The sequence below is a fragment of the Streptomyces sp. NPDC053079 genome (genome assembly GCF_044546695.1).
GTDB lineage: Bacteria > Actinomycetota > Actinomycetes > Streptomycetales > Streptomycetaceae > Streptomyces.
This window is the reverse complement of sequence record NZ_JBITZJ010000004.1, coordinates 640310-666043: the sequence shown is the minus strand read 5'-3', so window position 1 is coordinate 666043 and position 25734 is coordinate 640310. Positions and strand designations below refer to the sequence as shown.

Genomic DNA, 25734 nt, shown 5'->3' with positions numbered 1-25734 from the left:
TTCTTGGGCACGCGGCCAACGGGGTCGGCGACCAAGGAGAGTTCTGTGAGAGAGAGCGACGGGCGCGTTGCCGTAACGGTTCAGCGGACGGCCGGGGCGGAGCAGGCACGGGACGCGGCCGGAATCTACCGGGAGGTCCAGCGCAGCGCGGCGTTCCGGGAAGTGCGTCGTCGCTACCGCCGCTTCGTCTTTCCCATGACCGCCGCGTTCCTCGGCTGGTACCTGGCGTATGTGCTGGCGGCGATCGCCGCGCCGGGGGTGATGGCCAGGCCCGTGGCCGGTGCGCTCAATGTGGCGATGGCCGCCGGGCTCGCCCAGTTCGCCACGACCTTCCTGCTGACCTGGGCCTATGCCCGCCATGCCCGGCTGCGCCGCGACCCGGCGGCGATGGAGCTGCGCTGGGCGGTCACCATGGAGACGCTGCAGGGCGGGGTGCGGCCGCAGCGGCTCGCGATCACCGCCGGGGAGGGCCGGGAGCAGGGCTCGCCGCAGGGCCGGGGTGAGATCCGTTGACCGGGTCCCATCAGGGCCTCGCGCTCATCCTGTTCTGTGCGTTCGTCGTCGTCACGCTCGCCATCGCCACCTGGGCGGGGCGTGAGCGGCGGGGCTCGCCCGAGGAGTTCTATGCGGGCGGGCGGCTGTTCTCCCCTCTGGAGAACGGTTTCGCCATCGCCGGCGACTATATGTCCGCCGCTTCCTTCCTCGGCATCTCCGGCCTCATCGCCCTCTACGGATACGACGGCATGCTCTACTCCGTCGGCTTCCTTGTCGCCTGGCTCGTGGTGCTGTTCCTCGTCGCCGAACTCGTGCGCAACTGCGGACGGTTCACCCTCGCCGACGTTCTGGTCGCCCGGCTGCGCGAGCGTCCGGTCCGTATCGCCGCCGGCATCTCCTCCATCACCGTCTCCGTCCTCTACCTCGTCGCCCAGATGGTCGGAGCGGGCAGCCTGGTGGCCCTGCTGCTGGGCGGTACCGGAGCGGGCCCGCGGCTGGACGGTGATCTTCGTCGGGGCCCTGATGGTCGTCTACGTCACGCTGGGCGGGATGCGGGCCACCACCTGGATCCAGATCGTCAAGGCCGTGCTGCTGATGGGCGGCACGATCGCGCTGACCGTCCTCGTCCTCGTCCGCTTCCACGGTGACTTCTCCGCGCTGCTGACCACGGCCGCCGACCGCAGCGGCCACGGCCGTGACTTCCTCGCGCCCGGCCTGAAGTACGGCCACGACCTGACCTCACGGCTGGACTTCATCAGCCTCGGTCTCGCGCTCGTCCTCGGCACCGCCGGGCTGCCGCACATCCTCGCCCGCTTCTACACCGTGCCCACCGCCCGCGCCGCCCGCCGGTCGGTCGTCTGGTCCATCGCCCTCATCGGCGGCTTCTACCTGATGACCATCGTCCTCGGCTTCGGCGCGGCGGCGGTCCTCGGCAGCGAGGCGGTGCGCGCAACCGGAGCGGCCGGGAACACGGCCGTGCCCCTGCTCGCCCTCGAGCTGGGCGGCGGCGCCGGTTCCACCGGAGGAACGATCCTGTTCGCCGTGGTCGCCGCCGTCGCCTTCGCCACCATCCTCGCCGTCGTCGCCGGGGTCACCCTGGCCTCCTCCGCCTCGGTCGCCCATGACCTCTACGCCACACTGAGCCGCCGCGCGGACCGGACGCACCAGACGCGCCGCGCCCGGGCGGGCCATGGGCCCCGCGGTGAGGTCGCCGTCGCACGCCTCGCCGCGGCCGGCACCGGACTGGTCGCCATCGGGCTCGGACTGCTCGCCCAGAACCTCAACGTCGCCTTCCTGGTCGGCCTCGCCTTCGCCGTCGCCGCCTCGGCCAACCTCCCGGTGCTGCTCTACTCGCTCTTCTGGGGGCGCTTCACGACCCGGGGTGCGGTCTGGTCGGTCTACGGAGGGCTGATCCCGGCCGTGGCGCTCGTGCTCGTCTCCCCGGTCGTCTCCGGCACCCCCGACGCGATCTTCCCCGGCCTCGACTTCCGGCTCTTCCCCCTGGAGAACCCCGGCCTGGTCTCCGTGCCGCTGGGCTTCCTCGCCGGCTGGCTCGGTACCGTCACCTCCCCCGAACCCGCCGACGACGCGGGTCACGCGGAAGCCGAGGTGCGCTCCCTCACCGGCGCCGGGGCCGCCTGAGCACCGGGCGGCGGCACCCCTCGCGGACGGCCACAGGAGATGGCCGGTTCCGGCCGGGCGGAAGCCCGGCCACCGGCTTACCCCCGGGAGAAGCCCGGTGATAGACGTGAGGCACGCCGAGCGAAGGAGCCATCCATGCGCAAGCTTGTCGCACCGTTCGCCACCCTCCTGCTGACCTGCGTGGCAGGACTCACCTTCAGCGCCCCCGCCCACGCCGCCTCACAGGCCCCACAGGCCGAGGTGGCCGAGGTGGCCGCAGTGTGCCCCGACGTCTGCGCCACCGTGTACGAGCCGGTGCGCTGCAGATTCTCCGACGGCTCCACAGCAACGTTCAGCAACAAGTGCTTCGCGATGGTCCACGCGTGCAAGCGGGGCATACAGATCGTGCATTGCGCCCGTATCTGACCGACCGCCGCCCGGGGGCGGTCAGTTGCGCCCCGACCAGGCATAGCGGTGCTCCGGGCGGCCCGTCTCGCCGTACTTGAGCGTCAGGCTGAGCCGGCCCGACTCCTCCAGCCGTTTGAGATAGCGCTGGGCCGTCGACCGGCTCAGCCCCGATCGCTGCGCCACCTCGTGCGCCGACAGTGGCTGCGCCGCGTCCGAGAGGACCCGCCGGATCAGCTCCGCGGTCGGCGCGGAATGGCCCTTGGGCAGGGGCGTGGCGGCCGAGGCGGTGCGCAGGGCGCCGAAGATCCGGTCGACCTGGTCCTGCTCCGCCTCCTCGGCGCCCTCGAACGTCCGGCGCAGCCGCGCGTACGCCTCCAGCTTCACCCGCATGCCCGCGAAGGAGAACGGCTTCACCAGATACTGCAGGGCTCCGTAGCGCATCGCCGTCCGCACGGTCGTGATGTCGCGGGCGGCGGTGACCATGATGACGTCCGTGTGATGGCCCTGCTGCCGGATGCGGCGGACCAGCGACAGCCCGGTCTCGTCGGGCAGATAGTGGTCGAGCAGCATCAGATCGATGCCGCCGCGCTCCAGCAGCGCCAGCGCCTGCGCCGCGTTGTGGGCCGTGGCCCGCACCCGGAAGCCGGGCACCCGGGCCACATACGCCGCGTTGATCTCGGCGACGCGGAAGTCGTCGTCCACGACCATGACGTCGATCACCTGCTCACTCCTTCGAGGGATCGTGAGGCCTTCGGTGTCCGGCTCGCCGGACGCAGCGCCTCCGGCAGCTCCACCGTGAACACCGCTCCGCCTCCGTCCCGTTCGGCCACCCGGGCCGAGCCTCCGTACCGTTCCGCCAGCCGCCGCACGAGGGAGAGGCCCAGGCCCCGGGGGCGGTGCGGGGCCTCGGCCTTCTTGGTGGACCAGCCGTCGGCGAACACCAGCTCCCGCACCTCCGCCGGAACACCCGGGCCGTTGTCCGCGACGCTCACCACGGCCGTGGTGCCCACCGTGCACACGTCGACCTCCACGAACGCGTCCGCCCGGTGCCGGCCGGCCGCGTCGAGTGCGTTGTCGACGAGGTTGCCGAGGACTGTGACCAGGTCCCTCGGGTCCACCACCCCGTCGGGCAGGTGCGTCCGAGGGCTCACCCGCAGGGCCACGCCGCGTTCCGCCGCGACCGCGCTCTTGCCCACCAGCAGGGCGCTGACCAGCGGTTCGTGCACCCGCTCGGTGACCTGCTCGGCGGTGGCCCGGTGGGCTCCCGTCACTTCCGCCACGAACTCGACGGCCTCCTCGTACAGTTCCAGCTCGAGCAGGCCGACGATGGTGTGCAGCCGGTTGGCGTGCTCGTGGTCCTGGGCGCGCAGGGCCTCGGTCAGCCCGCGCGTACCGTCCAGTTCCCGGGCGAGCTGCTCGAGTTCCGTGCGGTCGCGCAGCGTGGCGACGGTACCGCCGTCGGTCGTGTCCATCCGGTTGGCGACCAGCACCCGCCCGTCCCGCACGGTGAGCAGGTCCGTGCCGGTCACGCGCCCCGTCAGGACGTCCGTGGTCCGGCCGGGCGGCAGGACCGCGTCCAGCGACTGCCCGATGGCGTCCGGGCCGAGGCCCAGCAGTCGCTGGGCCTCGTCGTTGACCAGCCGTACGCGGCCGCGCCGGTCGAGCGCGACGACGCCCTCGCGGATGCCGTGCAGGATCGCCTCGCGCTCGTCGAGGAGCGCGGAGATCTCGGAGAGTTCGATGCCGTGGGTGCGCTTGCGCAGCCGCAGCGAGACGGCGAACGCCGCCAGCGCGCCGGCCGCGAGCGCGGCGCCGGCGTACAGGAGCAGGCCGGGCAGGGCGTGCAGCAGGACGTCGCGCACGTCGTCGTAGGCGATGCCGACGGAGACGGCGCCGACGATGGCGCCCTCCGTGTCGCGCAGGGGTACCTTGCCGCGGGCGGAGCGGCCGAGGGTGCCGTTCTCGATGCCCGTCCACTCGTGTCCGGTCAGGGCGGGGCCGGGGTCGGTGCTGACGTGCCGGCCGATCCGGCCGGGGGTGGTGTGGGAGTAGCGGATGCCGCGGGTGTCGACCACCACGACGTAACTGGCGTCCGTGGCCAGGCGGATGCGCTCGGCGGCGGCCTGGACCGGCCCGTCGGGGCCGGGGCGGCCGGCGAGCACGGCGTGGGCGATGCCGGGCTGGGCGGCGGTGGCCTGGGCGATGGCCAGCGCCCGGTGCTGAGCCTGCTCGTCGAGCTGGGCGCCCAGCGGCCGCAGGAAGAGCCCGGCGGTGAGGGCGATGACGCCCGTGGTGATCAGGAGCTGGACGGAGAGCACCTGCGCGAAGACGCGGCGGGGCCACCAAAGGCGCATGCGTGTCCCTTTCGTCTTCGATTCCTCGTCCGGGGGCCGCCGGCCGACGCGAACGCCCCTCACCGACGAACGGCGGCTCGCCCTCAGCACACAGACCGCTGCATGATCGCGAACGCCGTTGATGTGTACCGAACGTAGCCGGACGATGGCCTCTTGTGTCGCCCTCGTGTCGCATTTGTTGTTCTATCGCGAGCAAAACGAGCAGAACAGGTTTCGTGCGCTCAAGTCGCACAGCGCTCACAAGACTGCCCCTGTGGCCTGCGCCACTCCTAACCTCCAGCACCGGTTGCCCCGCACGGGACCGCGGGGCCGAAACACCCGGGCACCGGAGGCAAGACGGATGAACAGCGGCACCCCACGCGGCAATTCCCCGGCGAACTCACCGGACATCCCACCGGGCGGCGTCGCGGCGATCGAACTGCGGGGCGCGAGCAAGGTGTTCCGTACGCCCTCCGGGGCGTCGCACACGGCCGTGCGCGATCTCGATCTGACCGTCGCCCGGGGCGAGTTCGTGGCCGTCGTCGGCCCGACCGGATGCGGGAAGTCCACCACGCTCACGCTGGTCAGCGGCCTGGAGGAGCCCACCGAGGGTGAAGTCCTGGTCGGCGGCGAGGCGGTGCGGGGTATCAGGCCCGAAGTCGGCTTCGTCTTCCAGCAGGACGCGGTCTTCCCCTGGCGCACGGTGCTGTCCAACGTCATGGCCGGACCGCGCTTCCGCGGCGTGCCGAAGGCGCAGGCGCGCGAGCGGGCCCGTGACTGGCTCGGGCGGGTGGGGCTCGCGGCGTTCGAGGACCGCTATCCGCATCAGCTCTCCGGAGGGCAGCGCAAGCGCGTGGCGCTCGCGCAGACCTTCGTCAACGAGCCGGCGATCCTCCTGATGGACGAGCCGTTCTCGGCGCTCGACGTGCAGACCAGGGCGCTGATGTCGGACGAACTGCTGGAGCTGTGGGGCGGCGGCACCGCCTCCGGCGCCACCTCCGCCGCCTCCGTCGTCTTCGTCACCCACGACCTGGAGGAGGCCATCGCGCTCGCCGACAAGGTCGTGGTGATGACCGCCGGCCCGGCCACCGTCAAGGAGATCTTCCCGATCCCCCTTCCCCGGCCGCGCAGGGTCGAATCCGTGCGCCTGGAGCCGGAGTTCATCGAGATCTACCGGGAGATCTGGTCCTCCCTCGGCGAGGAAGTCCGCATCACCCGTGAGAGGGGTGCCTCCCATGTCGCTTGAGTCCGCCGGTGCCTACACCGCCCTGAAGAAGAACACCGGCCGGACCCAGGCCCGTGCGAAGGCCGCCCGCAACCGCCGCCTCATGGTGCTCGGCGCGCGCGTGCTGCTGCTCGCCGCGCTGCTGGCGGCCTGGGAGATCCTCGCCCGCACCAAGGCCATCGACCCGTTCAACTTCTCGATGCCGTCGAAGATCTGGGACCAGATCGCACAGTGGACGCTGCACGGCACCCCGCAGGGCTCGCTCGGGGAGCAGATCTGGTGCACGCTCTACGAGGCCCTGCTCGGCTGGGTCGTCGGTGTGACGGCCGGCGTGGTGCTCGGCATCGTGCTGGGCCGGGTCCGCTTCCTCGCCGACGTCCTGGGCCCGTTCATCAAGGTGCTCAACGCGGTGCCGCGGATCGTCCTCGCGCCGATCTTCCTGATCTGGTTCGGGCTCGGGCCGGCGTCCAAGGTCGCCTCGGCCGTGGTGCTGGTGTTCTTCCCCGTCTTCTTCAACGCCTTCCAGGGAGCGCGCGAGGTCGACCGCAACCTCGTCGCCAACGCCCGCATCCTGGGCGCGAGCAACCGCCGGGTGACGCTCCAGGTCGTCGTCCCCTCCGCCACCTCGTGGATCTTCACCAGCCTGCACGTCAGCTTCGGCTTCGCCCTCATCGGTGCCATCGTCGGCGAGTTCATCGGGGCGGAGCAGGGCATCGGCCTGCTCGTCGCCCAGTCGCAGGGAACGTTCAACTCGGCCGGGGTGTACGCGGCGATGGTCATCCTCGCCGTCGTCGCCCTCCTTGCCGAGGGGCTGCTGACCTTCGCGGAGAAGCGCCTCTTCCGCTGGAAGCCCGGCGGGTCCGGCGGCGGGCACTGACGCCCGTACGGCCGTCCCGTCCCGCATGTCTGACCACCCCCACCACCCCCACACCCCCCCGCTTGTGCCCTACTTCGATCGTAAGGAACGGATCCATGCGTACGTTCGGCAAGATCGCCAAGATTTCCGCGGCGGCCGTCGCGGGGGTGATGTGCCTGTCCCTCGCCGGCTGTGCCGACGACTCCTCCGTCGACAGCTCCAGAACCGAGGCGCTCAAGGGTGAGCAGGTCAAGATCATGGTCGGTGGCCTGGACAAGGTCATCTACCTGCCCGCGGTGCTCACCCAGCGGCTGGGCTACTTCCGGGAGGAGGGCGTGTCGGTCAAGCTCCTGAGCGAGCCCGCGGGCGTGCAGGCCACCACCGCGCTGGTGTCCGGGGACGTCCAGGGCGTCGTCGGCTTCTACGACCACACGCTCGACCTGCAGGCCAAGGGCAAGCAGGTGGAGTCCGTGGTCCAGCTGGCCCAGACGCCGGGCGAGGTAGAGATCGTCTCCAAGCAGGCCGCGTCCGGCCTGGCCTCGCCGAAGGACTTCAAGGGCAAGAAGCTCGGCGTCACCGGGCTCGGCTCCTCCACCGACTTCCTGACGAAGTACCTGGCGGTGAAGAACGGCGTCCAGGTCAGCGACTTCACACCGGTGGCCGTCGGAGCCGGCCAGACCTTCATCTCCGCCCTCGAGAAGGGGGCCATCGACGGCGGCATGACCACCGACCCGACCGTCGCCCAGGTCCTCGCCAAGGACCTCGGCAAGGTGCTCGTCGACATGCGCACCCCCGAGGGGTCCAGGGCGGCGCTCGGCGGCCTCTACCCCGCGTCGAGCCTGTACATGAACACCGAGTGGGTCAACAGCCACAAGGAGACCGTGCAGAAGCTCGCCAACGCCATGGTCAAGACCTTGAAGTGGATGTCGGAGCACACGCCCGAGGAGATCGTGGAGCAGATGCCCGCCGACTACGCGAAGGGCGGCAAGGAGCTCTACGCGAAGTCCATCGAGAACACCCTGCCCATGTTCACCAAGGACGGCGTGATGCCCGCCGACGGGCCGAAGACGGTCCTGGAGGTCCTCAAGGCCTTCAACCCCAACCTCAAGAGCGCCTCGGTGGACCTGGGGAAGACCTACACCACCGAGTTCGTGAAGAACGTGAAGAAGGGCTGACGGCCCCGCGGGGCGCGGCGTCCGCGGTTCACACCAGCGCGGTGATGGCGGCGACGTCCATGCGGGCGGGCGTGCCCAGCGCCCTGCCGCAGCTCTCGGGGCGGGGCGGCTCCGCCGCGCCCTGCTCGACCTCCACCCGCCAGGCGCGCCCGTCGGCGTGCGAGACGGTCACCGTCCAGCGGGGCGCCGCACCCTCGGCCGCGGTGACGTCCAGGGCGTCCGCGCCCTCCTCGCCGGTCAGGGCGCGCACCGCCAGCTCGGCGGCCTGGCCGGGGCGCTCCCACGCCGAGCGGCCCCGGCAGTTGGCGGTGGCGACGCGGCCGTCGCGCGCCGCCTCCAGCGCGTCCTTGACCGCGTGCGCGGTGGCCCGCCCGTAGGCGTAGCCGTAGGGCAGGACGAACAGGGTCGGCGAGAAGCGATGACCACCGATATGGGTGACCTCCCAGACCTCGGTACCGCCCGAGGCCACCAGCTCCGCCGCGAGGGGACGGCCCAGGAGCGCACAGCAGCGGTCGCGCTTGCCGTTGGTGCACACGAGGGCGAGGGGATCCCCGTCGTACTCCTCCCACAGCCCGGCGTGCTCGCCCGCGCCCAGTACCGCGAGGTCCAGCTCGAGCAGCGCGGCGGGGTCGCCGAGCACGGCCGTACGGATCCAGGAGCGGCCCGGCGCGGTGTGGGCGGCGAAGACCCGCTGGGTGGACGGACCGTGGCAGTCCGCGTGCCGTCCCGGGCGGCGGATCAGCGCGACGCGTACGCCGGTGCCCGCGGCCGCCTCCTCCAGGGCGCGGCCGACGGCGGGATCGAGATGGCTGGAGGTGAGCGCGTCGGCGCCCCACGGACCCGGCTGCTCGATCAGCAGCCATGTCCGCGCGGTCGCGGCGGTGCCGGCCAGCGGCTCGGTCAACAGGCGGGAAGCAGTCGCGCACGTGCTCACGTAGGTAAGCCTAACCTGACTGGTTGCCCGTGGCGCGCGGAGTGGGTGCATGCGGTGCGGTGGACGGGTGCCCGGGGGCCGGTGCGCCGCCCGCCCCTATCCTGGGACGGGCGAACGACCCGCTCGACCGACGATGGAGGCGCCCCCCTTGGCCAAGCGACAGATCCCGGTCATCGTCCTCGCCGGCTTCCTGGGCTCAGGCAAGACGACCCTGCTCAACCACCTTCTCGGGCGGAGCGGGGGCAGTCGGATCGGGGCGATCGTCAACGACTTCGGCAGCATCGAGATCGACGCGATGAACGTCGCCGGACAGGTCGACTCCATGGTCTCCCTCGGCAACGGCTGCCTGTGCTGCGCCGTCGACACCAGCGAGCTGGACGGCTTCCTGGACCGGCTGGCCCGCCCGGCGGCACGGATCGACGTCATCGTCGTCGAGGCCAGCGGGCTCGCCGAGCCGCAGGAGATCATCCGGATGATCCTGGCCAGCGAGAACAAGGCCATCGTCTACGGCGGCCTGGTCGAGGTGATCGACGCCGCGGAGTTCTCCGGCACGCGGGCGCGGCACCCGGAGCTCGACCGGCACGTGGCCATCGCCGATCTCGTGGTCCTCAACAAGACCGACCGGATCGGGGACGAGGCGCGCGAGAGCCTCACGGCGACACTCGCGGAGCTCGCCCCCGGTACGCCCGTCGTGACGGCGTCCTACGGGCGCGTCGACCCGGACCTGCTGTTCGACCGCAAGCCGAAAGAGGAACGGAACGAGGCGATCCGGCAGCTGTCCTTCGAGGACCTGTGCACGGGCGACGAGGACGACGACCACCACGGCCACCTGCACGCCGCGTATGAGAGCGTCGAGTTCATATCCGACGACCCCATGCATCCGCGCCGGCTGATGGAGTTCCTCGACAGCAGGCCTGAGGGCCTCTACCGCATCAAGGGCTTCGTCCACTTCGGCGTGGCCGGGCACAGGAACAAGTACGCGGTGCACGCCGTCGGCGACTTCCTGCGCTTCTACCCCTCGGCATGGGCGCGCTCCGAGAAGCGCGCCACCCAGCTCGTCATGATCGGCAGCGGCATCGACGCCCGGGCCCTGTGGGACCGGCTCGACGCCTGCCGGGACACCGCGTTGTCCACCGAGGGGGAGGACGCCGGACACAGCATGTGGGGTGTCCTGCGGTACGCGCAGTCCTGAGCCGGCCGGCGGGGCCGGCCCGGACCGCGCACCGGGCCCGCGACCTACACCGGCCCCGCCACCGCAGCCACCGGCTTGGGCAGCGGCGTGCCCGAACCGTCACGGCGCGGATCGGCGTCCGGCAGCTCGACGGGGGTGCCGTTGGCGGCCGCCGCGCGGCCCGGTGCGGCCCCCGCCCAGGCCAGGACCAGGCAGTCCTCGCCCTTGAGGAACCGCTGGCAGCGCACGCCGCCCGTCGCCCGGCCCTTGCGCGGGTACTGGTCGAACGGCGTCAGCTTCGCCGTCGCCTCCGATGCCGCCCCCGGCAGGCCGCCGCGGGCCCCGGCCACCGTGAAGACCACCGCGTCCTCCGCGGGGTCGACGGCCGTGAAGGAGATGACCTTCGCGCCGGACGACAGCTTGATGCCCGCCATGCCGCCCGCCGGCCGCCCCTGCGGGCGCACCTGGGAGGCCTGGTAGCGCAGCAGCTGGGCGTCGTCGGTGACGAAGACGAGGTCCTCCTCGCCCGTGCGCAGCTCGACCGCGCCGACGATCGCGTCGCCGTCCTTGAGGGAGATGACCTCCAACTCGTCCTTGTTGGCCGGATAGTCGGGGACCACGCGCTTGACGACGCCCTGCTCCGTGCCGATCGCCAGACCGGGCGAGGACTCGTCCAGCGTCGTCAGGCAGACCACCCGCTCGCCGTCCGCCAGGGTGGTCAGGAACTCCGAGACCGGCGCACCGCCCGACAGGTTCGGGGCCGCCGCCGTCTCCGGCAGCTGCGGCAGGTCGATCACCCGCAACCGCAGCAGCCGCCCGGCCGACGTCACCGCGCCCACCTCGCCCAGGGCCGTGGCCGGGACCGCCGAGGCGATCACGTCGTGCTTGACGCGCTTGGTCTCGCCCGCCCCCGGCGGGAACGGCTCGCCCGTGGCCGTACGGGCCAGCAGCCCGGTGGAGGAGAGCAGCACCCGGCAGGGGTCGTCCGCGACCTGCAGCGGGACCGCCGAGGCCGGGGCGCCCGCCGACTCCAGCAGCACCGTGCGCCGGTCGGTGCCGAACTTCTTCGCCACGTCCGCCAGTTCGGAGGAGACGAGCTTGCGGAGCTCGGTGTCGGACTCCAGGATCCGGGTGAGCTCCTCGATCTCCTTGTTGAGCTTGCCCCGCTCGGACTCCAGCTCGATCCGGTCGAACTTCGTCAGGCGACGCAGCGGGGTGTCGAGGATGTACTGCGTCTGCACCTCGGAGAGCGTGAAGCGCTCCACGAGTGACGCCTTGGCCGCCGCCGCGTTCTCACTCGATCGAATGATTCGGATGACCTCGTCGATGTCGACGAGCGCCACCAGCAGACCCTCGACCAGATGCAGCCGGTCCTGCCGCTTGCCGCGCCGGAACTCGCTGCGCCGGCGTACCACCTCGAAGCGGTGGTCGACATAGACCTCCAGCAGCTCCTTGAGGCCCAGCGTCAGCGGCTGGCCGTCCACCAGCGCGACGTTGTTGATGCCGAAGGACTCCTCCATCGGCGTCAGCTTGTAGAGCTGCTCCAGCACGGCCTCGGGGTTGAAGCCGTTCTTGATCTCGATGACCAGACGCAGGCCGTGCGAACGGTCGGTGAGGTCCTTCACGTCGGCGATGCCCTGGAGCTTCTTCGAGCCGACCAGGTCCTTGATCTTGGAGATCACCTTCTCCGGGCCGACCGTGAAGGGCAGCTCGGTGACCACCAGGCCCTTGCGGCGGGCGGTCACGTTCTCCACCGCGACCGTGGCCCGGATCTTGAAGGTGCCGCGGCCCGTCTCGTACGCGTCGCGCACCCCGCCCAGGCCGACGATCCGGCCGCCCGTGGGCAGGTCGGGGCCCGGGATGTACTTCATCAGCGTGTCGAGGTCGGCGCCCGGGTGCTTGATCAGGTGCCGGGCGGCGGCGATGACCTCGCCGAGGTTGTGCGGCGGCATGTTCGTCGCCATGCCGACCGCGATGCCGGTCGTGCCGTTGACCAGCAGGTTCGGATACGCGGCCGGGAGGGCGACCGGCTCCCGCTCGCTGCCGTCGTAGTTCGGCGAGAAATCGACGGTGTCCTCGTCGATCGACTCCGTCATCAGCGACGTCGCCGCCGCCATCCGGGCCTCGGTGTACCGCATGGCCGCGGGCGGGTCGTCGTTGCCCAGCGAACCGAAGTTGCCGTGCCCGTCGACCAGCGGCACCCGCATGGAGAACGGCTGCGCCATGCGTACCAGGGCGTCGTAGATCGAGGCGTCGCCGTGCGGATGGAGCTTACCCATCACCTCGCCGACGACCCGGGCGCACTTCACATACGAACGCTCGGGGCGCAGCCCCATGTCGTTCATCTGGAACAGGATGCGGCGCTGGACGGGCTTGAGCCCGTCCCGGGCGTCGGGCAGGGCGCGGGAGTAGATGACCGAGTAGGCGTACTCGAGGAAGGAGCCCTGCATCTCGTCGACGACGTCGATGTCGAGGATGCGCTCCTCGAACTCTTCCGGCGGCGGGGTCTTCGTGCTGCGGCGGGCCATCGCGGCTGCTGCTCCTTCGATCGATTGCCGAGGCGGGTCTGACGCCGACCATTGTGGACCGCGCCACTGACAACCCCGACCGCGACCCGTCCGGTACGGGTTACGAGGGCCCGGGAACTTCGCCAGATGTCAGCGCGCTTGCATACAGTGACAGCACTGTTCATCACGCGAGTCGTCGCGAGGCACCGCGAGATCTCAAGAGATCGAAGGGACGTACATGCCCATGGGTCACACGGCCACGCAACAGGCCGGTTCCGGCGGCCTGACAGCGACCGAGCACCGCCTGGCCAATGGCCTCCGGGTCGTGCTCTCCGAGGACCATCTGACCCCTGTCGCGGCCGTCTGCCTCTGGTACGACGTCGGCTCGCGCCACGAGGTCAAGGGCCGCACGGGCCTCGCCCACCTCTTCGAGCACCTGATGTTCCAGGGCTCGGCGCAGGTCAAGGGCAACGGCCACTTCGAGCTGGTGCAGGGCGCCGGCGGTTCGCTCAACGGCACCACCAGCTTCGAGCGCACCAATTACTTCGAGACCATGCCGGCCCACCAGGTGGAGCTGGCCCTGTGGCTGGAAGCCGACCGGATGGGCTCGCTGCTCACCGCGCTCGACGACGAGTCCATGGAGAACCAGCGCGACGTCGTCAAGAACGAGCGCCGCCAGCGGTACGACAATGTGCCCTACGGCACGGCCTTCGAGAAGCTGACGGCCATGGCCTACCCCGACGGCCACCCGTACCACCACACCCCGATCGGCTCGATGGCCGACCTGGACGCCGCCTCCCTGGAGGACGCGCGCGCCTTCTTCCGCACGTACTACGCGCCCGGCAACGCCGTGCTCGCGGTCGTCGGCGACATCGACCCCGAGCAGACGCTCGCCTGGATCGAGAAGTACTTCGGCTCCATCCCCTCCCACGACGGCAAGCAACCCCCGCGCGACGGCTCCCTGCCCGACACCATCGGCGAGGAGCTGCGCCAGGTCCTGCGCGAGGAGGTGCCCTCCCGTGCGCTGATGGCCGCCTACCGCCTCCCGCACGACGGCACCCGTGAGGCCGACGCCGCCGACCTCGCCCTGACCATCCTCGGCGGCGGCGAGTCCTCCCGCCTGCACAACCGTCTGGTCCGCCACGACCGCTCGGCCGTCGCCGCCGGCTTCGGCCTGCTGCGCCTGGCCGGCGCGCCCTCCCTCGGCTGGCTGGACGTCAAGGCGTCCGGCGGCGTCGAGGTGTCCGCGATCGAGGCCGCCGTCGACGAGGAGCTGGCCCGCTTCGCCGTCGACGGGCCGACCCCGCAGGAGATGGAGCGCGCCCAGGCCCAGCTGGAGCGCGAGTGGCTGGACCGGCTCGCCACCGTCAGCGGCCGGGCCGACGAACTGTGCCGCTTCGCCGTCCTGTTCGGCGACCCGCAGCTCGCCCTGACCGCCGTGCAGCGCGTCCTGGAGGTCACCCCCGAGGAGGTGCAGGCCGTCGCCAAGGCCCGCCTGCACCCCGCCAACCGGGCCGTGCTGGTGTACGAGCCGACCTCGCCCCAGTCCGACGGCGACGCCGACCAGAACGAAGAGGAGATGGACCGGTGAGCGACGCCGCATCCGCCAGCACCACCGCGACGATGGAATTCCACCCGCAGCCCGAGCCCGAGCAGGCCACCCCCTGGGCGTTCCCGGCCCCCGACCGCGACCGGCTGCCCAACGGCCTGACCGTGCTGCGCTGCCACCGCCCCGGCCAGCAGGTCGTCGCCGTCGAGATCAGCCTGGACGCGCCCCTGGAGGCCGAGCCCGAGGGCCTGGACGGCGTGGCCACGATCATGGCGCGCGCCTTCTCCGAGGGCACCGACAAGCTCAGCGCCGAGGACTTCACCGCCGAGCTCGAGCGCTGCGGCGCCACTCTCGACGCGCACGCCGACCACCCCGCCGTGCGCATCTCCCTGGAGGTCCCGGCCTCCCGGCTGGCCAAGGCCCTCGGCCTGCTCGCCGACGCCCTGCGCGCCCCGGCCTTCCCGGAGAACGAGGTCGAGCGCCTCGTGAACAACCGGCTGGACGAGATCCCGCACGAGCTGGCCAACCCCGCCCGCCGGGCCGCCATGGCGCTGTCCGCCGAGCTCTTCCCGGCCGGCTCCCGGCTCTCCCGCCCCCGCCAGGGCGGCGAGGAGACCGTCAAGCGCATCGACGCCGCCGCCGTGCGCGCCTTCTACGAGGACCACGTCCGCCCCGCCACGGCGACGGCCGTCATCGTCGGCGACTTCACCGGCGTCGACCTCGACCAGGCCCTCGCCGAGTCCCTCGGCGCCTGGACCGGATCGAGCGCCGAGCCCCGGCCCGTCCCCGCGGTCACCGCGGACGACACCGGCCGCGTCGTGATCGTGGACCGCCCCGGCGCCGTCCAGACCCAGCTGCTCATCGGCCGCGCCGGATCCGACCGGCACGACCGCGTCTGGCCCGCCCAGGTGCTCGGCACGTACTGCCTCGGCGGCACCCTCACCTCCCGCCTGGACCGCGTCCTGCGCGAGGAGAAGGGCTACACCTACGGCGTCCGCGCCTTCGGCCAGGTGCTGCGCTCGGTGCCCCCGTCGCAGGGCGCCGCGGGCACGGGCATGCTCGCCATCAGCGGCTCCGTGGACACCCCCAACACCGGCCCGGCGCTGGCGGACCTGTGGGCGGTGCTGCGGACGCTGGCCGCCGAGGGCCTGACCGAGGCCGAGCGCGACGTCGCCGTGCAGAACCTGGTCGGGGTCGCACCGCTGAAGTACGAGACGGCGGCGGCCGTCGCGGCCACCCTCGCCGACCAGGTCGAGCAGTACCTCCCGGACGACTTCCAGGCGGGGCTCTACGAACGCCTCGCGGAGACCGGCACGGTGGAGGCCACCGCGGCCGTCGTCAGCGCGTTCCCCGTCGACCGCATGGTCACCGTCCTCGTCGGCGACGCGGCCGAGATCGCCGAGCCGGTCAAGGCGCTCGGCATCGGCGAGGTGACCGTCATCCCCGCCTGACGGACCTGCCTGACGGAGGTTCAGCCGCCGTATTCCCGTGCCCTGTGCCGGATATGAGCGGACAAGGGAGGCGCGTGAGCCCGAAGAGGCACACGCGCCTCCCTTATGTCCAATTTCATGCAGTGGTTGCACGTTGGTCGTGTGGCGTAGGTCATAAAAGCGCCGTTCTGTTTGCCGTTCGAATCCGACGCGGATTAGCGTCAGGGCGGCAGTCCGTCAGATCGGAGCCGCAACCGCGGTCCCGGGCAGCCATCGCCGAGTTCCCGAGGCACCAGCCGAGGGGAGCCGGGGACCCAAACGTCCCTGGGGTGAATCGGGTCCCTCTCACGAGGGAGCCGTAGGAGACCTTCCTGCTCCGAACCCGTCAGCTAACCCGGTAGGCGAGAAGGAAGGAAAGGATCGCCCAGGCATGGGTAAGCACCGTCGTCCGAGTCGTGCCGTGCGCGTCAGCGCCAACGTGGCGGGCATAGCCACCCTCACCGCCGCAGGCGTGGTCGCCGGCGTCGCCGCCCCGGCCTTCGCCTCCACCGACGACGGCCACCGCACCGAGGACACCGGCCTGACGCAGGCCATCGTCATGGGTGACGTCATGGCCGGCAACGTCGACGCCCAGGCCGAGACCCAGCGCAGCGCCGCCGACGAGGCCGCCATCCGCCTCCAGGCCGAGGCCACGGCCAAGCAGAAGGCCGCCGAGGCCAAGCAGCGCGCCGAAGAGGCCAAGCGCAAGATCGAGGAGGAGCGCGCCGCCAAGGAGCGCGCCGCCCGCGACGAAGAGCGCAAGCGTCTGGGCACCTACGTGAGCCCGATCGACAGCTCCTACGTCTCCACCTCCTACAAGGCCTCCAGCGGCCTGTGGTCCTCCGGCAGCCACACCGGCATCGACATCCACGCCGAGACCGGCACCTCGGTCCACGCGGTCGCCGCCGGCACCATCGTCGAGGCCGGCTGGGGCGGCGCGTACGGCAACAACGTCGTCATCAAGCACAACGACGGCACGTACACCCAGTACGCCCACCTGTCGTCCCTCGACGTCTCCGCCGGCCAGACGGTCACCCCGGGCCAGCAGATCGGCCTCTCCGGCGCCACCGGCAACGTCACGGGCCCGCACCTGCACTTCGAGGCCCGCACGGGTGCCACCTACGGCTCCGACATCGACCCGATCGCCTACATGAGCGCCCACGGCGTCAGCCTGTAGGACCGCATCGCGGCACCGCTTCTTCACGCAAGGCCCCGGCCCCTGGCCGGGGCCTTCGTGTTTGGCCAAAAGATATCCATGAACCGGCCCACCCATCGGAAATCCCACCCGATTGCAATAGAGTCGCTGAACGGGCGTCAATCGGCCGTGATTCACGGGGGTTAAGTCATAAGTCGGAGGTACACCCATGCGGGGCCGTACGTGAACGGCGATGACGAGGGCGTGCACCGGAGGGGCGGTATTTCCGCGCACGCCGTGTGCACGGCGATCCGCGACGACATCGTCTCCGGCGCCTTTCCCCCCGGCAGCAGACTTGTCGAGGAACTCCTGGCCCGCCGTTACGGCGTCTCCCGGGTGCCGGTGCGCGAAGCGCTGCGCACCCTGGCCTCCGAGGGCTTCGTGACCACCCGGCGGCACGCCGGCGCCTGTGTCGCCGAGCCCACCGAGCGCGAGGCCGCCGACCTGCTCGACGTCCGTGCCCTGCTGGAGCCGCTGGGCGCCGCCCGGGCCGCCCAGCGGCGCACCGAGGCCCATCTGAAGGTCCTGCGGGGGCTCGTACGCCTCGGCCAGGAGCGCGCGCGTACGGGCCGGACCAGCGAATTGCGCCCGCTGGGCGACTGGTTCGACGAGACCCTCGCCCAGGCGTCCGGCAGCCCCAGCCTCGCGGCGCTGCTCACTCAGCTGCGGCGCAAGATCGCCTGGGTGTACGCGGCCGAGCCGCCCGTCAGGCCGCTGGAGAGCTGGCAGGCGTGCGGGGCGCTGGTGGACGCCGTGGCCCGCGGGGACGCCGAGCGGGCGCGGACCCTGGCCGTGGCCCGGGCCGGCCGTTCGCCCGGGAAATTCCGGCAGTGGCGGCCCGCGGCAGCGGACCGGGTGCCGGGCCCGAAACAATCCGTAAACGCGGCTGGCGCACGTTCTTAACAATGAGCCGCTATTCGCCGGGAATAGCGGCCGGGAATTCGCGGCGGTTACGACAACGGGGCCGCGGCTGCCCCGAGTCGGCCGCCGCGGCCCCGTAGCGGTCCGCGGCAATCGACGCGGGCCCGGTGGATCAGACGGTCTCGGGGAGCTCCTCGAGACCCTCGGCGACCAGCTTGGCCAGACGGTCGAGCGCGGCCTCGGCACCGTCCGCCTCGGTGGCGAGGACGATCTCCTCGCCACCCTGGGCGCCCAGGCCCAGCACGGCGAGCATGGACGCGGCGTTGACCGGGTTGCCGTCGGCCTTGGCGATCGTCACGGGGACGCCCGCGGCCGTCGCCGCACGGACGAAGATCGACGCGGGCCGGGCGTGCAGGCCCTCGGCCCAGCCGACGTTTACGCGGCGCTCAACCATGGTGTTGCCCTTCAAGTCGATATTGGTTGTCTAGACCATTGTCGCACGGGGCGCGCGGTGCCCCTGCGCGCGCCCGCTCGGGTCCGGGTAGGGCCGTCCGGCCCGCGGCCATGGGCCGCACGCCACCACCGGCTGTCAGCGGGCGGCCTTACGCTGGCCCCATGCAGACGCCGTCCGAGCATGCGTACCCGGCCCACTGGGAAGCCGATGTGGTGCTGCGCGACGGGGGCACCGCCCAGATCCGGCCCATCACGCCCGACGACGCCCAGCGCCTGGTCAGCTTCTACGAACAGGTCTCGGACGAGTCCAAGTACTACCGCTTCTTCGCCCCCTACCCCCGCCTCTCCGACCGGGACGTGCACCGCTTCACCCACCACGACTACGTCGACCGCGTGGGCCTGGCCGCGACCGTCGGCGGCGAGTTCATCGCCACCGTCCGCTACGACCGCATCGACGGCCACGGCATGCCCGCCTCCGCCCCCGCCGACGAGGCCGAGGTCGCCTTCCTCGTCCAGGACGCCCACCAGGGCCGGGGCGTCGCCTCCGCCCTGCTGGAGCACATCGCCGCCGTCGCGCGCGAGCGCTCCATCCGGCGCTTCGCCGCCGAGGTGCTGCCCGCGAACACCAAGATGATCAAAGTCTTCACGGACGCGGGCTACACCCAGAAGCGCAGCTTCGAGGACGGCGTCGTCCGCCTGGAGTTCGACCTGGAGCCCACCGCCGAGTCCCTCGCCGTCCAGCGCGCCCGCGAGCGGCTCGCCGAGGCCCGCTCGGTCCAGCGGCTGCTCGCCCCCCGCTCCCTCGCCGTCATCGGCACCGGCCGCACCCCCGGCGGCATCGGCCGCACCGTCCTGCGCAACGTCCTGGCCGGCGGCTTCACCGGCCGCACGTACGCCGTCAACAGGGCCTTCCCCGCCGAGCCGTCCGTGCTGGAGCCCGAGGGCGTCCCCGCCCACCGCTCCGTCCTCTCCATCGAGGACCCCGTGGACCTCGCCGTCGTCGCCGTGCCCGCCGAGCACGTCCCCGACGTCGTCGCCGACTGCGGCGAACACGGCGTCCAGGGCCTCGTCGTGCTGTCCGCCGGATACGCCGAGAGCGGGGCCGAGGGCCGCGAGCGGCAGCGCGAGCTCGTCCGCCAGGCCCGCTCCTACGGCATGCGCGTCATCGGTCCCAACGCCCTGGGCCTGATCAACACCGCCCCCGGCGTCCGGCTCAACGCCTCCCTCTCGCCCGAGCTGCCGGCCGCCGGCCGGGTCGGGCTCTTCAGCCAGTCCGGCGCGATCGGCATCGCCCTGCTCGGCGGGCTCCACCGGCGCGCGGCCGGCCTGGTCGGCATCTCCACGTTCGTCTCCGCCGGCAACCGCGCCGACGTCTCCGGCAACGACTTCCTGCAGTACTGGCACGACGACCCGGACACCGACGTCGCCCTGATGTACCTGGAGTCGATCGGCAATCCGCGCAAGTTCGCCCGCCTGGCCAGGCGCACGGCGGCCCGCAAGCCGCTCGTCGTGGTCAAGGGCGCCCGCCACGGCTCCGCGGCGCCGGCCGGGCACACCGTCCCCGCCCCGCGCATCCCCGACGCCACCGTCTCCGGCCTGCTGCGGCAGGCCGGGGTCATCCGGGTCGACACGGTCACCGAGCTCGCCGACGCGGGCCTGCTCCTCGCCTCCCAGCCGCTTCCCGCCGGCCCCCGCGTCGCCATCCTGGGCAACTCCGAGTCCCTCGCCCTCCTCACCTACGACGCCTGCCTCACGGACGGGCTGCATCCGCTGATGCCGCGCGACCTGACCACCGCCGCCGCCCCGGAGGACTTCCGCGCCGCCCTGGCCGAGGCCCTGGCCGACCGGGCCTGCGACGCCGTCGTCGTCACCGCCATCCCCTGGGTCGGCGACGCCTCGGCGGCCGACCTCGCCGACGCCCTGCGCGCGGCGGTCGCCGGCGCGCCGGCCGCCAAGCCGGTGGCCGTGGTCCACCTGGAGATCCCCGGCCTCGCCGAGGCCCTCGCCGCCCCGCCGCCCCACCGGCCCCCGGCGCCGGAGCCCGCGGACCCCGCCGCACCGGACGACGGGCCCCCCGCCCCCGCGGTCCGCATCCCCGCCTACCCGGCCGCCGAGCGGGCCGTCCGCCCGCTCGCCGAGGCGGTGCGCTACGCCCAGTGGCGGCGGCAGGCCGCCGCCCCCGGACGGGTGCCCGAGTACGACGACATCGACGAGGCGGGTGCCGACGCCGACATCGACGTGCTGCTCGAGGCGCACGGCGCGACCGCGCCCCGGGCGGTGACCCTCTCCGCCGCCGACACCCAGCGCCTCCTCGCCCGCTACGGCATCGCCGTGCTGCCCGCCCTGCCCGCGGCCGACCCCGACAGCGCCGTACGGGCCGCGGACCGGCTGGGCTTCCCCGTCGCGCTCAAGCCCACCGCACCGCATCTGCGCCACCGCGCCGACCTCGGCGGAGTCCGCCTGGACCTCGGCGGTGAGAGGGAACTGCGCCGCGCCTACGCCGAGTTGACCGATCTGCTCGGCAAGCCCGAGGAGACCCGGCTCGTCGTGCAGTCGATGGCCCCCCGCGGCGTCGACACGGTCGTCCGGGCCACCATCGACCCGGCCGCCGGGGCCGTGCTGTCCTTCGGGCTGGCCGGCGCCCCGTCCCTGCTGCTCGGCGACACCGCCCACCGCCTCGTACCGGCCACCGACCGGGACGCCGCCGAGCTGATCCGTTCGATCCGCACCGCGCCCCTGCTGTTCGGCTGGCGCGGCTCCTCGCCGGTCGACACCCCCGCCCTGGAGGAGCTGCTGCTGCGGGTGTCCCGGCTGGTCGACGATCATCCCGAGGTCGTGGGCGCCGACCTCGAGCCGGTGATCGTCGCCCAGCACGGCGTGCACGTCCTCGGCGCGTCCATACGGCTCGCCCCGCCGCCGGCCCGCACCGACCTCGGCCCGCGCAGCCTGCCCCCGTACTGAGCGCCCCGGCCGGGGATCGGCGGCAGGAGGGCCCCGTACGCCCCGTAGGATGGGCATATGGCGAAGACCGGTACGACGACCCAGGGGCTGCGCGCAGCGATCGAGCGCAGCGGCTACTACCCGGCCCTCGTGGCCGAGGCGGTGGAGGCCGCCGTGGGCGGGGAGCCGGTCGTGTCGTACCTGGTCCACCAGGAGACGACGTTCGATGCCAACGAGGTGCGCCGCCATGTGACCGTCCTCGTCCTGACGGGCACCCGATTCATCGTCAGCCACACCGACGAGCAGGCCGCCGACGGCACGTCGCCGTCCCCGTACGCCACCACCTCCACCGAGTCCGTCAAGCTCGACCGGATCTCCTCGGTGGTGCTCAGCCGCGTCGTCGCCAACCCCGAGGCGTACACCCCGGGCACCCTGCCCCGCGAGGTCGTCCTGACCATCGGCTGGGGCGCCGTCTCCCGCATCGACCTGGAGCCCGCCGCCTGCGGCGACCCCAACTGCGACGCCGACCACGGCTACACCGGCTCCTCCACGGCCGACGATCTGAGCCTGCGCGTCAGCGAGGCCGGCGACGGTCCGGACACCGTGCGGCAGGCCCTCGCCTTCGCGCAGGCGCTCTCCGAGGCGACCGCGGCCACGGCGGCGACCGCCCGCCGATGACCGGATACCCCCCGGGCCCCACGGCCGCAGGCTCCGCCTGGCACGATCCGGCCCCGCTCGCCCCCCGCTCCGCCCCGCTGCCCCGCTACGGCACCGGCTCGCTCGCCGACCTGCTGCCCACGGTCGCGGCGGGCATGGGCGTGCCCGGGCTCGGCTCGGGCATGGAGCTGACGCCCGCCGACCGCGTGTGCGTCTTCCTGATCGACGGCCTGGGCTGGGAGCTGCTGCGCGCCCACCCCGCGGAGGCGCCGTTCCTGCACTCCCTGCTGTCGAGCTCGATGAACGGCACCGGCGCGCCCATGACCGCGGGCTTCCCCTCGACCACGGCGACCTCCCTCGCCTCGGTCGGCACGGGACTGCCGCCCGGCGCCCATGGCCTCGCCGGCTACACCGTGGCCGACCCGGCCACCGGGCAGCTGATGAACCAGCTGCGCTGGCGCCCGTGGACCGATCCGCACGCCTGGCAGCCGTACCCCACGGTCTTCCAGCTCGCGGACGCCGCCGGGATCGCCACCTGCCAGGTCTCGGCCCCCGACTTCCAGCACACCCCGCTGACCAAGATCGCGCTGAGCGGCGGCACCTTCCACGGCCGGCTCTCCGGCGAGGAACGGATGGACCTCGCCGCCGACCGGCTCGGCGCCGCCGACCGCTCGCTCGTCTACACCTACTACAGCGAGGTCGACGGCAAGGGCCACCGCTTCGGCGTGGACTCCGAGGAGTGGCGCGGCCAGCTGATGTACGTGGACCTGCTCGCCCAGCGCCTGGCCGAGCAGCTGCCGCCGCGCTCCGCGCTGTACGTCACCGCCGACCACGGCATGATCGACATCCCGTTCGACCCGGAGTCGCGCATCGACTTCGACGAGGACTGGGAGCTGCGCGCCGGCGTCGCGCTCCTGGGCGGCGAGGCCCGTGCCCGCCACGTCTACGCCGTGCCCGGCGCGGCGGCCGACGTCCTGGCCGTGTGGCGCGAGGTGCTCGGCGAACAGATGTGGGTCGCGGGGCGTGACGAGGCGATCGAGGCGGGCTGGTTCGGCCCGCCCGGCGAGGGCGTCGACGACCGGGTGTACGGGCGGATCGGCGACGTCGTCGCCGCCGCCCGGGACGACGTCGCGATCGTCGCCACCGAGACCGAGCCGAACGAATCGAAGATGGTCGGACTGCACGGTTCCATGACGCCCGTCGAGCAGCTCGTGCCGCTCCTCGAAGTCCGTTCCTGACCCTTTTCCGACCTTCCCTCACGACAAATGAAAGGCATTGGCCTTCCCATGCCCGAGCTGGTGTTCTTCTCCGGAACGATGGACTGCGGAAAGAGCACCCTCGCTCTGCAGATCGAGCACAACCGCTCGACCCGCGGCCTGCAAGGCATGATCTTCACGCGCAACGACCGCGCGGGTGAGGGCAAGCTGTCGTCCCGGCTCGGCCTGGTCACCGACTCCGTCGAGGCGGGGGAGGGGTTCGACTTCTACGCGCACGTCGTCGGGCACCTCTCGGCGGGCGGCCGTGCCGACTACGTCATAGCGGACGAGGCGCAGTTCCTCACCCCGGAGCAGATCGACCAGCTGGCCCGGATCGTCGACGACCTCGAGCTCGACGTCTTCGCCTTCGGTATCACCACCGACTTCCGCACCAAGCTCTTCCCCGGCTCCCAGCGCCTGGTCGAGCTCGCCGACCGCATCGAGGTGCTGCAGGTCGAAGCCCTGTGCTGGTGCGGTGCGCGGGCCACGCACAACGCCCGTACGATCGGCGGACACATGGTCGTCGAGGGCGAGCAGATCGTCGTCGGCGACGTCAACCAGCCCGAGACCGTGGTCGGTTACGAGGTGCTGTGCCGCCGCCACCACCGCCGCAGGCTGACGGCCGCCGCGGCCCGTGCCGCCGCGCTGTCGCCGGATGTGCTGCCGGTGGATCCCGAGGGCTCCGACTAACGTCCCGTCCGCTGCAGGGTGAAGGCCGCGCCCTCGGGGTCGGCGACCGTCGCCACCCGGCCGGCAGGGGTCTCCTGCGGGGCGCTCACCACGCGTCCGCCCAGCTCGGCGACCCGACGAGCGGTGGCGTCCACATCCGCCACCTCGAAGTACGTCATCCAGTGCGGGTGGCGCAGCGAGGGCCCGGCGCCGCGGATCGAGGCGACCGGACGGCCGTCCACGTGCAGCGTGAAGGCGTCGGAGTCGACGGCTCCGGCCGCCTTCGTCTCGTACCCGAAGAGGGCGCGGTAGAACTTCAGCACCGCCGCCGCGTCATGGGTCACCAGTTCGTGCCAGACCGGCGTGCCTTCGGCGCCGGGCGTGCCCGCCGGCCGGGGACCCAGCAGCCGCTGCCCCTGCCAGACGCCGAAGGGTGCCCCCGCGGGGTCCGTGGCCAGCACCAGCCGCCCCGCCCCCTCGGCTGCCAGCGGGCCCACCCCGACCGTGCCGCCGGAGCAGCGGATCCACTCCGCGCACACGTCCGCGTCGTCGCTCGCCAGATAGGTGGTCCACGCGTTGGGGAGTTGACGGTCGGGCGGCAGCTCCCCGATCCCGGCCACATTGTGGCCGTCGAGCGTGGCGCGGACGTACGGCCCCAACTGGCGTGGACCGGGGCTGTAGTACGTCCAGCCGAACAGCCTGCCGTAGAACTCCTTGGTCGCCTCCAGGTCGTGCACCAGGAGGCTCGTCCAGCAGGGAGTGCCCGGTGTGTGGTGCCGGGTCTCCTCCTCGCCGGTCTCGGAGGATCCCCATACCTCGGTCATCGTCAGTCGTCTCCTCGGACCCTCGTGGTGGCCGCGCGTCCCGCTCTCCGGGCGCGCGGGGGGTGGTACAGGGCGGTGCCCGACCAGATGTTTGCACCACCTGTCGTGAGACGCCCCCCGGCCGCGCCGGACTTCATGGGTTCCCGCAGGAGAATGCCCGCTTTCGCGTCCCGCTTCCCTGCCCGCGTCATTGCCGTCCAGTATCGATCAGCATCGCGGCGTCTGGCCAGGGGGCCATTCGGCGCAATGCCGACTACGCCAGGATGGGGGCATGGATGCCATCATCACCGCACAGCAGTGGGCGAGCGCCTCGGAGGGCGAGCGAGGGCCCACGCTTCTGGACGTTCGCTACCGCCCCGGGGGCCCGCCGGGCCTGCCGCAGTACGAGGCCGGGCACCTCCCCGGCGCCGTCTACGTCGACCTGGAGAGCGCACTCGCCGCCCCCGCGGGGCCGAGGGGCCGTCACCCGCTCCCGGACACCGAGGTGTTCGGCGCCGCCATGCGGCGCGCCGGGGTCCGCTCGGACCGCTCGGTCGTCGTCTACGACGACGGGCTGGGCTGGGCCGCCGCCCGCGCCTGGTGGATGCTGCGCTGGGCGGGTCACCCGGACGTACGGGTCCTCGACGGCGGGCTCGCCGCGTGGACGGCGTCGGGCGGGCGGCCGACACGGGAGGTGCCGCCCGTGGAGGAGGGCGACTTCGTGCCGGCGCCGGGGGCGCTGCCGCTGCTCGACGCGGACGGCGCCGCGGAACTGGCGCGCCGGGGGCTGCTGCTGGACGCGCGGGCGGGGGAGCGGTACCGCGGCGAGGTCGAGCCGCTCGACGCGGTCGCCGGCCACATCCCCGGCGCCGTCTCCGCGCCCACGACCGACAATGTGGGCGCGGACGGGTGCTTCCTGTCGGCCGCCGAGCTCGCGGCGCGGTTCGCCGGCCTGGGCGCTTCGGCCGGTACCGAGGTGGGGGTCTACTGCGGCTCGGGGGTCTCCGCCGCGCAGGAGGTGCTGGCGCTGGCGGTCGCGGGCATTCCGGCGAGCCTGTACGTGGGTTCGTGGAGCGAATGGTCGTCCGACCCCGCCCGACCGGTGGCGACCGGGCCCCTGCCGGGCTGACGGCCTGTCGGAAACAGCCCTCAGGCGCC

Annotated in this window: 21 protein-coding genes, 1 pseudogene and 1 riboswitch; of the genes and pseudogenes, 16 read left to right on the top strand and 6 right to left on the bottom strand. The window is 72.5% G+C overall.

What is annotated here, in order from left to right:
• Positions 1–45: 45 nt before the first annotated feature.
• The 3 genes and pseudogenes from ACIGXW_RS18620 (at position 46) to ACIGXW_RS18610 (ending at position 2541) form a co-directional block, all read left to right on the top strand.
• Positions 46–513 carry a DUF485 domain-containing protein gene (locus ACIGXW_RS18620; protein ID WP_399573968.1) on the top strand — a complete coding sequence of 156 codons (468 nt, stop codon included), beginning with the start codon at positions 46–48 and terminating at the stop codon, positions 511–513.
• Positions 510–2136: pseudogene (locus tag ACIGXW_RS18615) on the top strand (cation acetate symporter). The gene ACIGXW_RS18620 and the pseudogene ACIGXW_RS18615 overlap by 4 nt, the downstream one beginning before the upstream one ends.
• Positions 2137–2271: 135 nt before the next feature.
• The gene (locus tag ACIGXW_RS18610; RefSeq protein ID WP_399573967.1) at positions 2272–2541 is read left to right on the top strand and encodes a hypothetical protein; all 270 of its coding nucleotides are present in this window, start codon (positions 2272–2274) and stop codon (positions 2539–2541) included.
• 21 nt (positions 2542–2562) lie between these two features.
• Here the strand turns inward: ACIGXW_RS18610 and ACIGXW_RS18605 are convergent, their stop codons facing one another.
• Positions 2563–3243, bottom strand: a complete 681-nt coding sequence (locus tag ACIGXW_RS18605; RefSeq protein WP_360910720.1) for a response regulator — start codon at positions 3241–3243, stop codon at positions 2563–2565.
• A complete protein-coding gene (locus ACIGXW_RS18600) occupies positions 3240–4877 on the bottom strand; it encodes an ATP-binding protein (protein ID WP_399573966.1) in 1638 nt (545 codons plus the stop codon). Before ACIGXW_RS18600 ends, ACIGXW_RS18605 begins: the two co-directional genes overlap by 4 nt.
• Before the next feature lie 340 nt (positions 4878–5217).
• Between ACIGXW_RS18600 and ACIGXW_RS18595 the strand changes: the two genes are divergently transcribed.
• From ACIGXW_RS18595 to ACIGXW_RS18585, 3 genes are all read left to right on the top strand, one after another.
• Complete coding sequence (locus ACIGXW_RS18595; protein ID WP_399573965.1) at positions 5218–6102, top strand: ABC transporter ATP-binding protein; 885 nt, start codon at positions 5218–5220, stop codon at positions 6100–6102.
• The gene (locus tag ACIGXW_RS18590) at positions 6092–6958 is read left to right on the top strand and encodes an ABC transporter permease (RefSeq protein ID WP_399573964.1); all 867 of its coding nucleotides are present in this window, start codon (positions 6092–6094) and stop codon (positions 6956–6958) included. Before ACIGXW_RS18595 ends, ACIGXW_RS18590 begins: the two co-directional genes overlap by 11 nt.
• Positions 6959–7053: 95 nt before the next feature.
• Positions 7054–8112, top strand: a complete 1059-nt coding sequence (locus ACIGXW_RS18585; protein WP_399573963.1) for an ABC transporter substrate-binding protein — start codon at positions 7054–7056, stop codon at positions 8110–8112.
• Positions 8113–8140: 28 nt separating this feature from the next.
• On the opposite strand, the gene ACIGXW_RS18580 is transcribed toward ACIGXW_RS18585, so the two are convergent.
• Complete coding sequence (locus tag ACIGXW_RS18580) at positions 8141–9046, bottom strand: sucrase ferredoxin (RefSeq protein WP_399573962.1); 906 nt, start codon at positions 9044–9046, stop codon at positions 8141–8143.
• Between the two features lie 148 nt (positions 9047–9194).
• On the opposite strand from ACIGXW_RS18580, the gene ACIGXW_RS18575 reads away from it, so the two are divergent.
• Entirely contained in the window at positions 9195–10238 is a 1044-nt protein-coding gene (locus ACIGXW_RS18575; RefSeq protein ID WP_399573961.1) for a CobW family GTP-binding protein, read from the top strand.
• A 44-nt stretch (positions 10239–10282) separates the two neighbouring features.
• Here the strand turns inward: ACIGXW_RS18575 and ACIGXW_RS18570 are convergent, their stop codons facing one another.
• Entirely contained in the window at positions 10283–12745 is a 2463-nt protein-coding gene (locus tag ACIGXW_RS18570; RefSeq protein WP_399573960.1) for a DNA topoisomerase (ATP-hydrolyzing) subunit A, read from the bottom strand.
• 223 nt (positions 12746–12968) lie between these two features.
• Here ACIGXW_RS18570 and ACIGXW_RS18565 point away from each other — a divergent pair, with 223 nt between their 5' ends.
• The 4 genes from ACIGXW_RS18565 to ACIGXW_RS18550 all read left to right on the top strand — a co-directional run bounded on the left by ACIGXW_RS18565 (position 12969) and on the right by ACIGXW_RS18550 (position 17840).
• Complete coding sequence (locus ACIGXW_RS18565) at positions 12969–14315, top strand: M16 family metallopeptidase (RefSeq protein WP_399574069.1); 1347 nt, start codon at positions 12969–12971, stop codon at positions 14313–14315.
• Positions 14316–14347: 32 nt separating this feature from the next.
• Complete coding sequence (locus ACIGXW_RS18560; protein ID WP_399574068.1) at positions 14348–15724, top strand: M16 family metallopeptidase; 1377 nt, start codon at positions 14348–14350, stop codon at positions 15722–15724.
• 243 nt (positions 15725–15967) lie between these two features.
• A riboswitch (cyclic di-AMP (ydaO/yuaA leader) is annotated at positions 15968–16122 on the top strand.
• A gap of 11 nt (positions 16123–16133) precedes the next feature.
• Positions 16134–16919 (top strand): M23 family metallopeptidase, encoded by a 786-nt coding sequence (locus tag ACIGXW_RS18555; protein ID WP_399573959.1) that lies wholly within the window; start codon positions 16134–16136, stop codon positions 16917–16919.
• Between the two features lie 201 nt (positions 16920–17120).
• On the top strand, positions 17121–17840 hold the full coding sequence (locus ACIGXW_RS18550; RefSeq protein WP_399573957.1) for a GntR family transcriptional regulator: 720 nt from the start codon (positions 17121–17123) through the stop codon (positions 17838–17840).
• Positions 17841–17970: 130 nt separating this feature from the next.
• On the opposite strand, the gene ACIGXW_RS18545 is transcribed toward ACIGXW_RS18550, so the two are convergent.
• Positions 17971–18252 (bottom strand): HPr family phosphocarrier protein, encoded by a 282-nt coding sequence (locus ACIGXW_RS18545; protein ID WP_071964671.1) that lies wholly within the window; start codon positions 18250–18252, stop codon positions 17971–17973.
• 161 nt (positions 18253–18413) lie between these two features.
• Between ACIGXW_RS18545 and ACIGXW_RS18540 the strand changes: the two genes are divergently transcribed.
• Genes ACIGXW_RS18540 through ACIGXW_RS18525 form a run of 4 tightly spaced genes read left to right on the top strand, consistent with a single transcriptional unit; the run spans position 18414 to position 23794 of the window.
• Positions 18414–21212, top strand: a complete 2799-nt coding sequence (locus tag ACIGXW_RS18540; protein ID WP_399573956.1) for a GNAT family N-acetyltransferase — start codon at positions 18414–18416, stop codon at positions 21210–21212.
• Between the two features lie 57 nt (positions 21213–21269).
• Entirely contained in the window at positions 21270–21869 is a 600-nt protein-coding gene (locus ACIGXW_RS18535) for a DUF5998 family protein (RefSeq protein ID WP_071963446.1), read from the top strand.
• Positions 21866–23086, top strand: coding sequence for an alkaline phosphatase family protein (locus ACIGXW_RS18530; RefSeq protein ID WP_399573955.1), 1221 nt, complete (start codon positions 21866–21868; stop codon positions 23084–23086). Before ACIGXW_RS18535 ends, ACIGXW_RS18530 begins: the two co-directional genes overlap by 4 nt.
• Before the next feature lie 48 nt (positions 23087–23134).
• The gene (locus tag ACIGXW_RS18525) at positions 23135–23794 is read left to right on the top strand and encodes a thymidine kinase (RefSeq protein ID WP_071963448.1); all 660 of its coding nucleotides are present in this window, start codon (positions 23135–23137) and stop codon (positions 23792–23794) included.
• Here ACIGXW_RS18525 and ACIGXW_RS18520 read toward each other — a convergent pair.
• On the bottom strand, positions 23791–24597 hold the full coding sequence (locus tag ACIGXW_RS18520) for a VOC family protein (RefSeq protein ID WP_399573954.1): 807 nt from the start codon (positions 24595–24597) through the stop codon (positions 23791–23793). The two genes, ACIGXW_RS18525 and ACIGXW_RS18520, sit on opposite strands and share 4 nt — an antisense overlap.
• 271 nt (positions 24598–24868) lie before the next feature.
• Here ACIGXW_RS18520 and ACIGXW_RS18515 point away from each other — a divergent pair, with 271 nt between their 5' ends.
• Entirely contained in the window at positions 24869–25705 is an 837-nt protein-coding gene (locus ACIGXW_RS18515) for a sulfurtransferase (RefSeq protein WP_399573953.1), read from the top strand.
• Positions 25706–25734 lie beyond the last annotated feature (29 nt).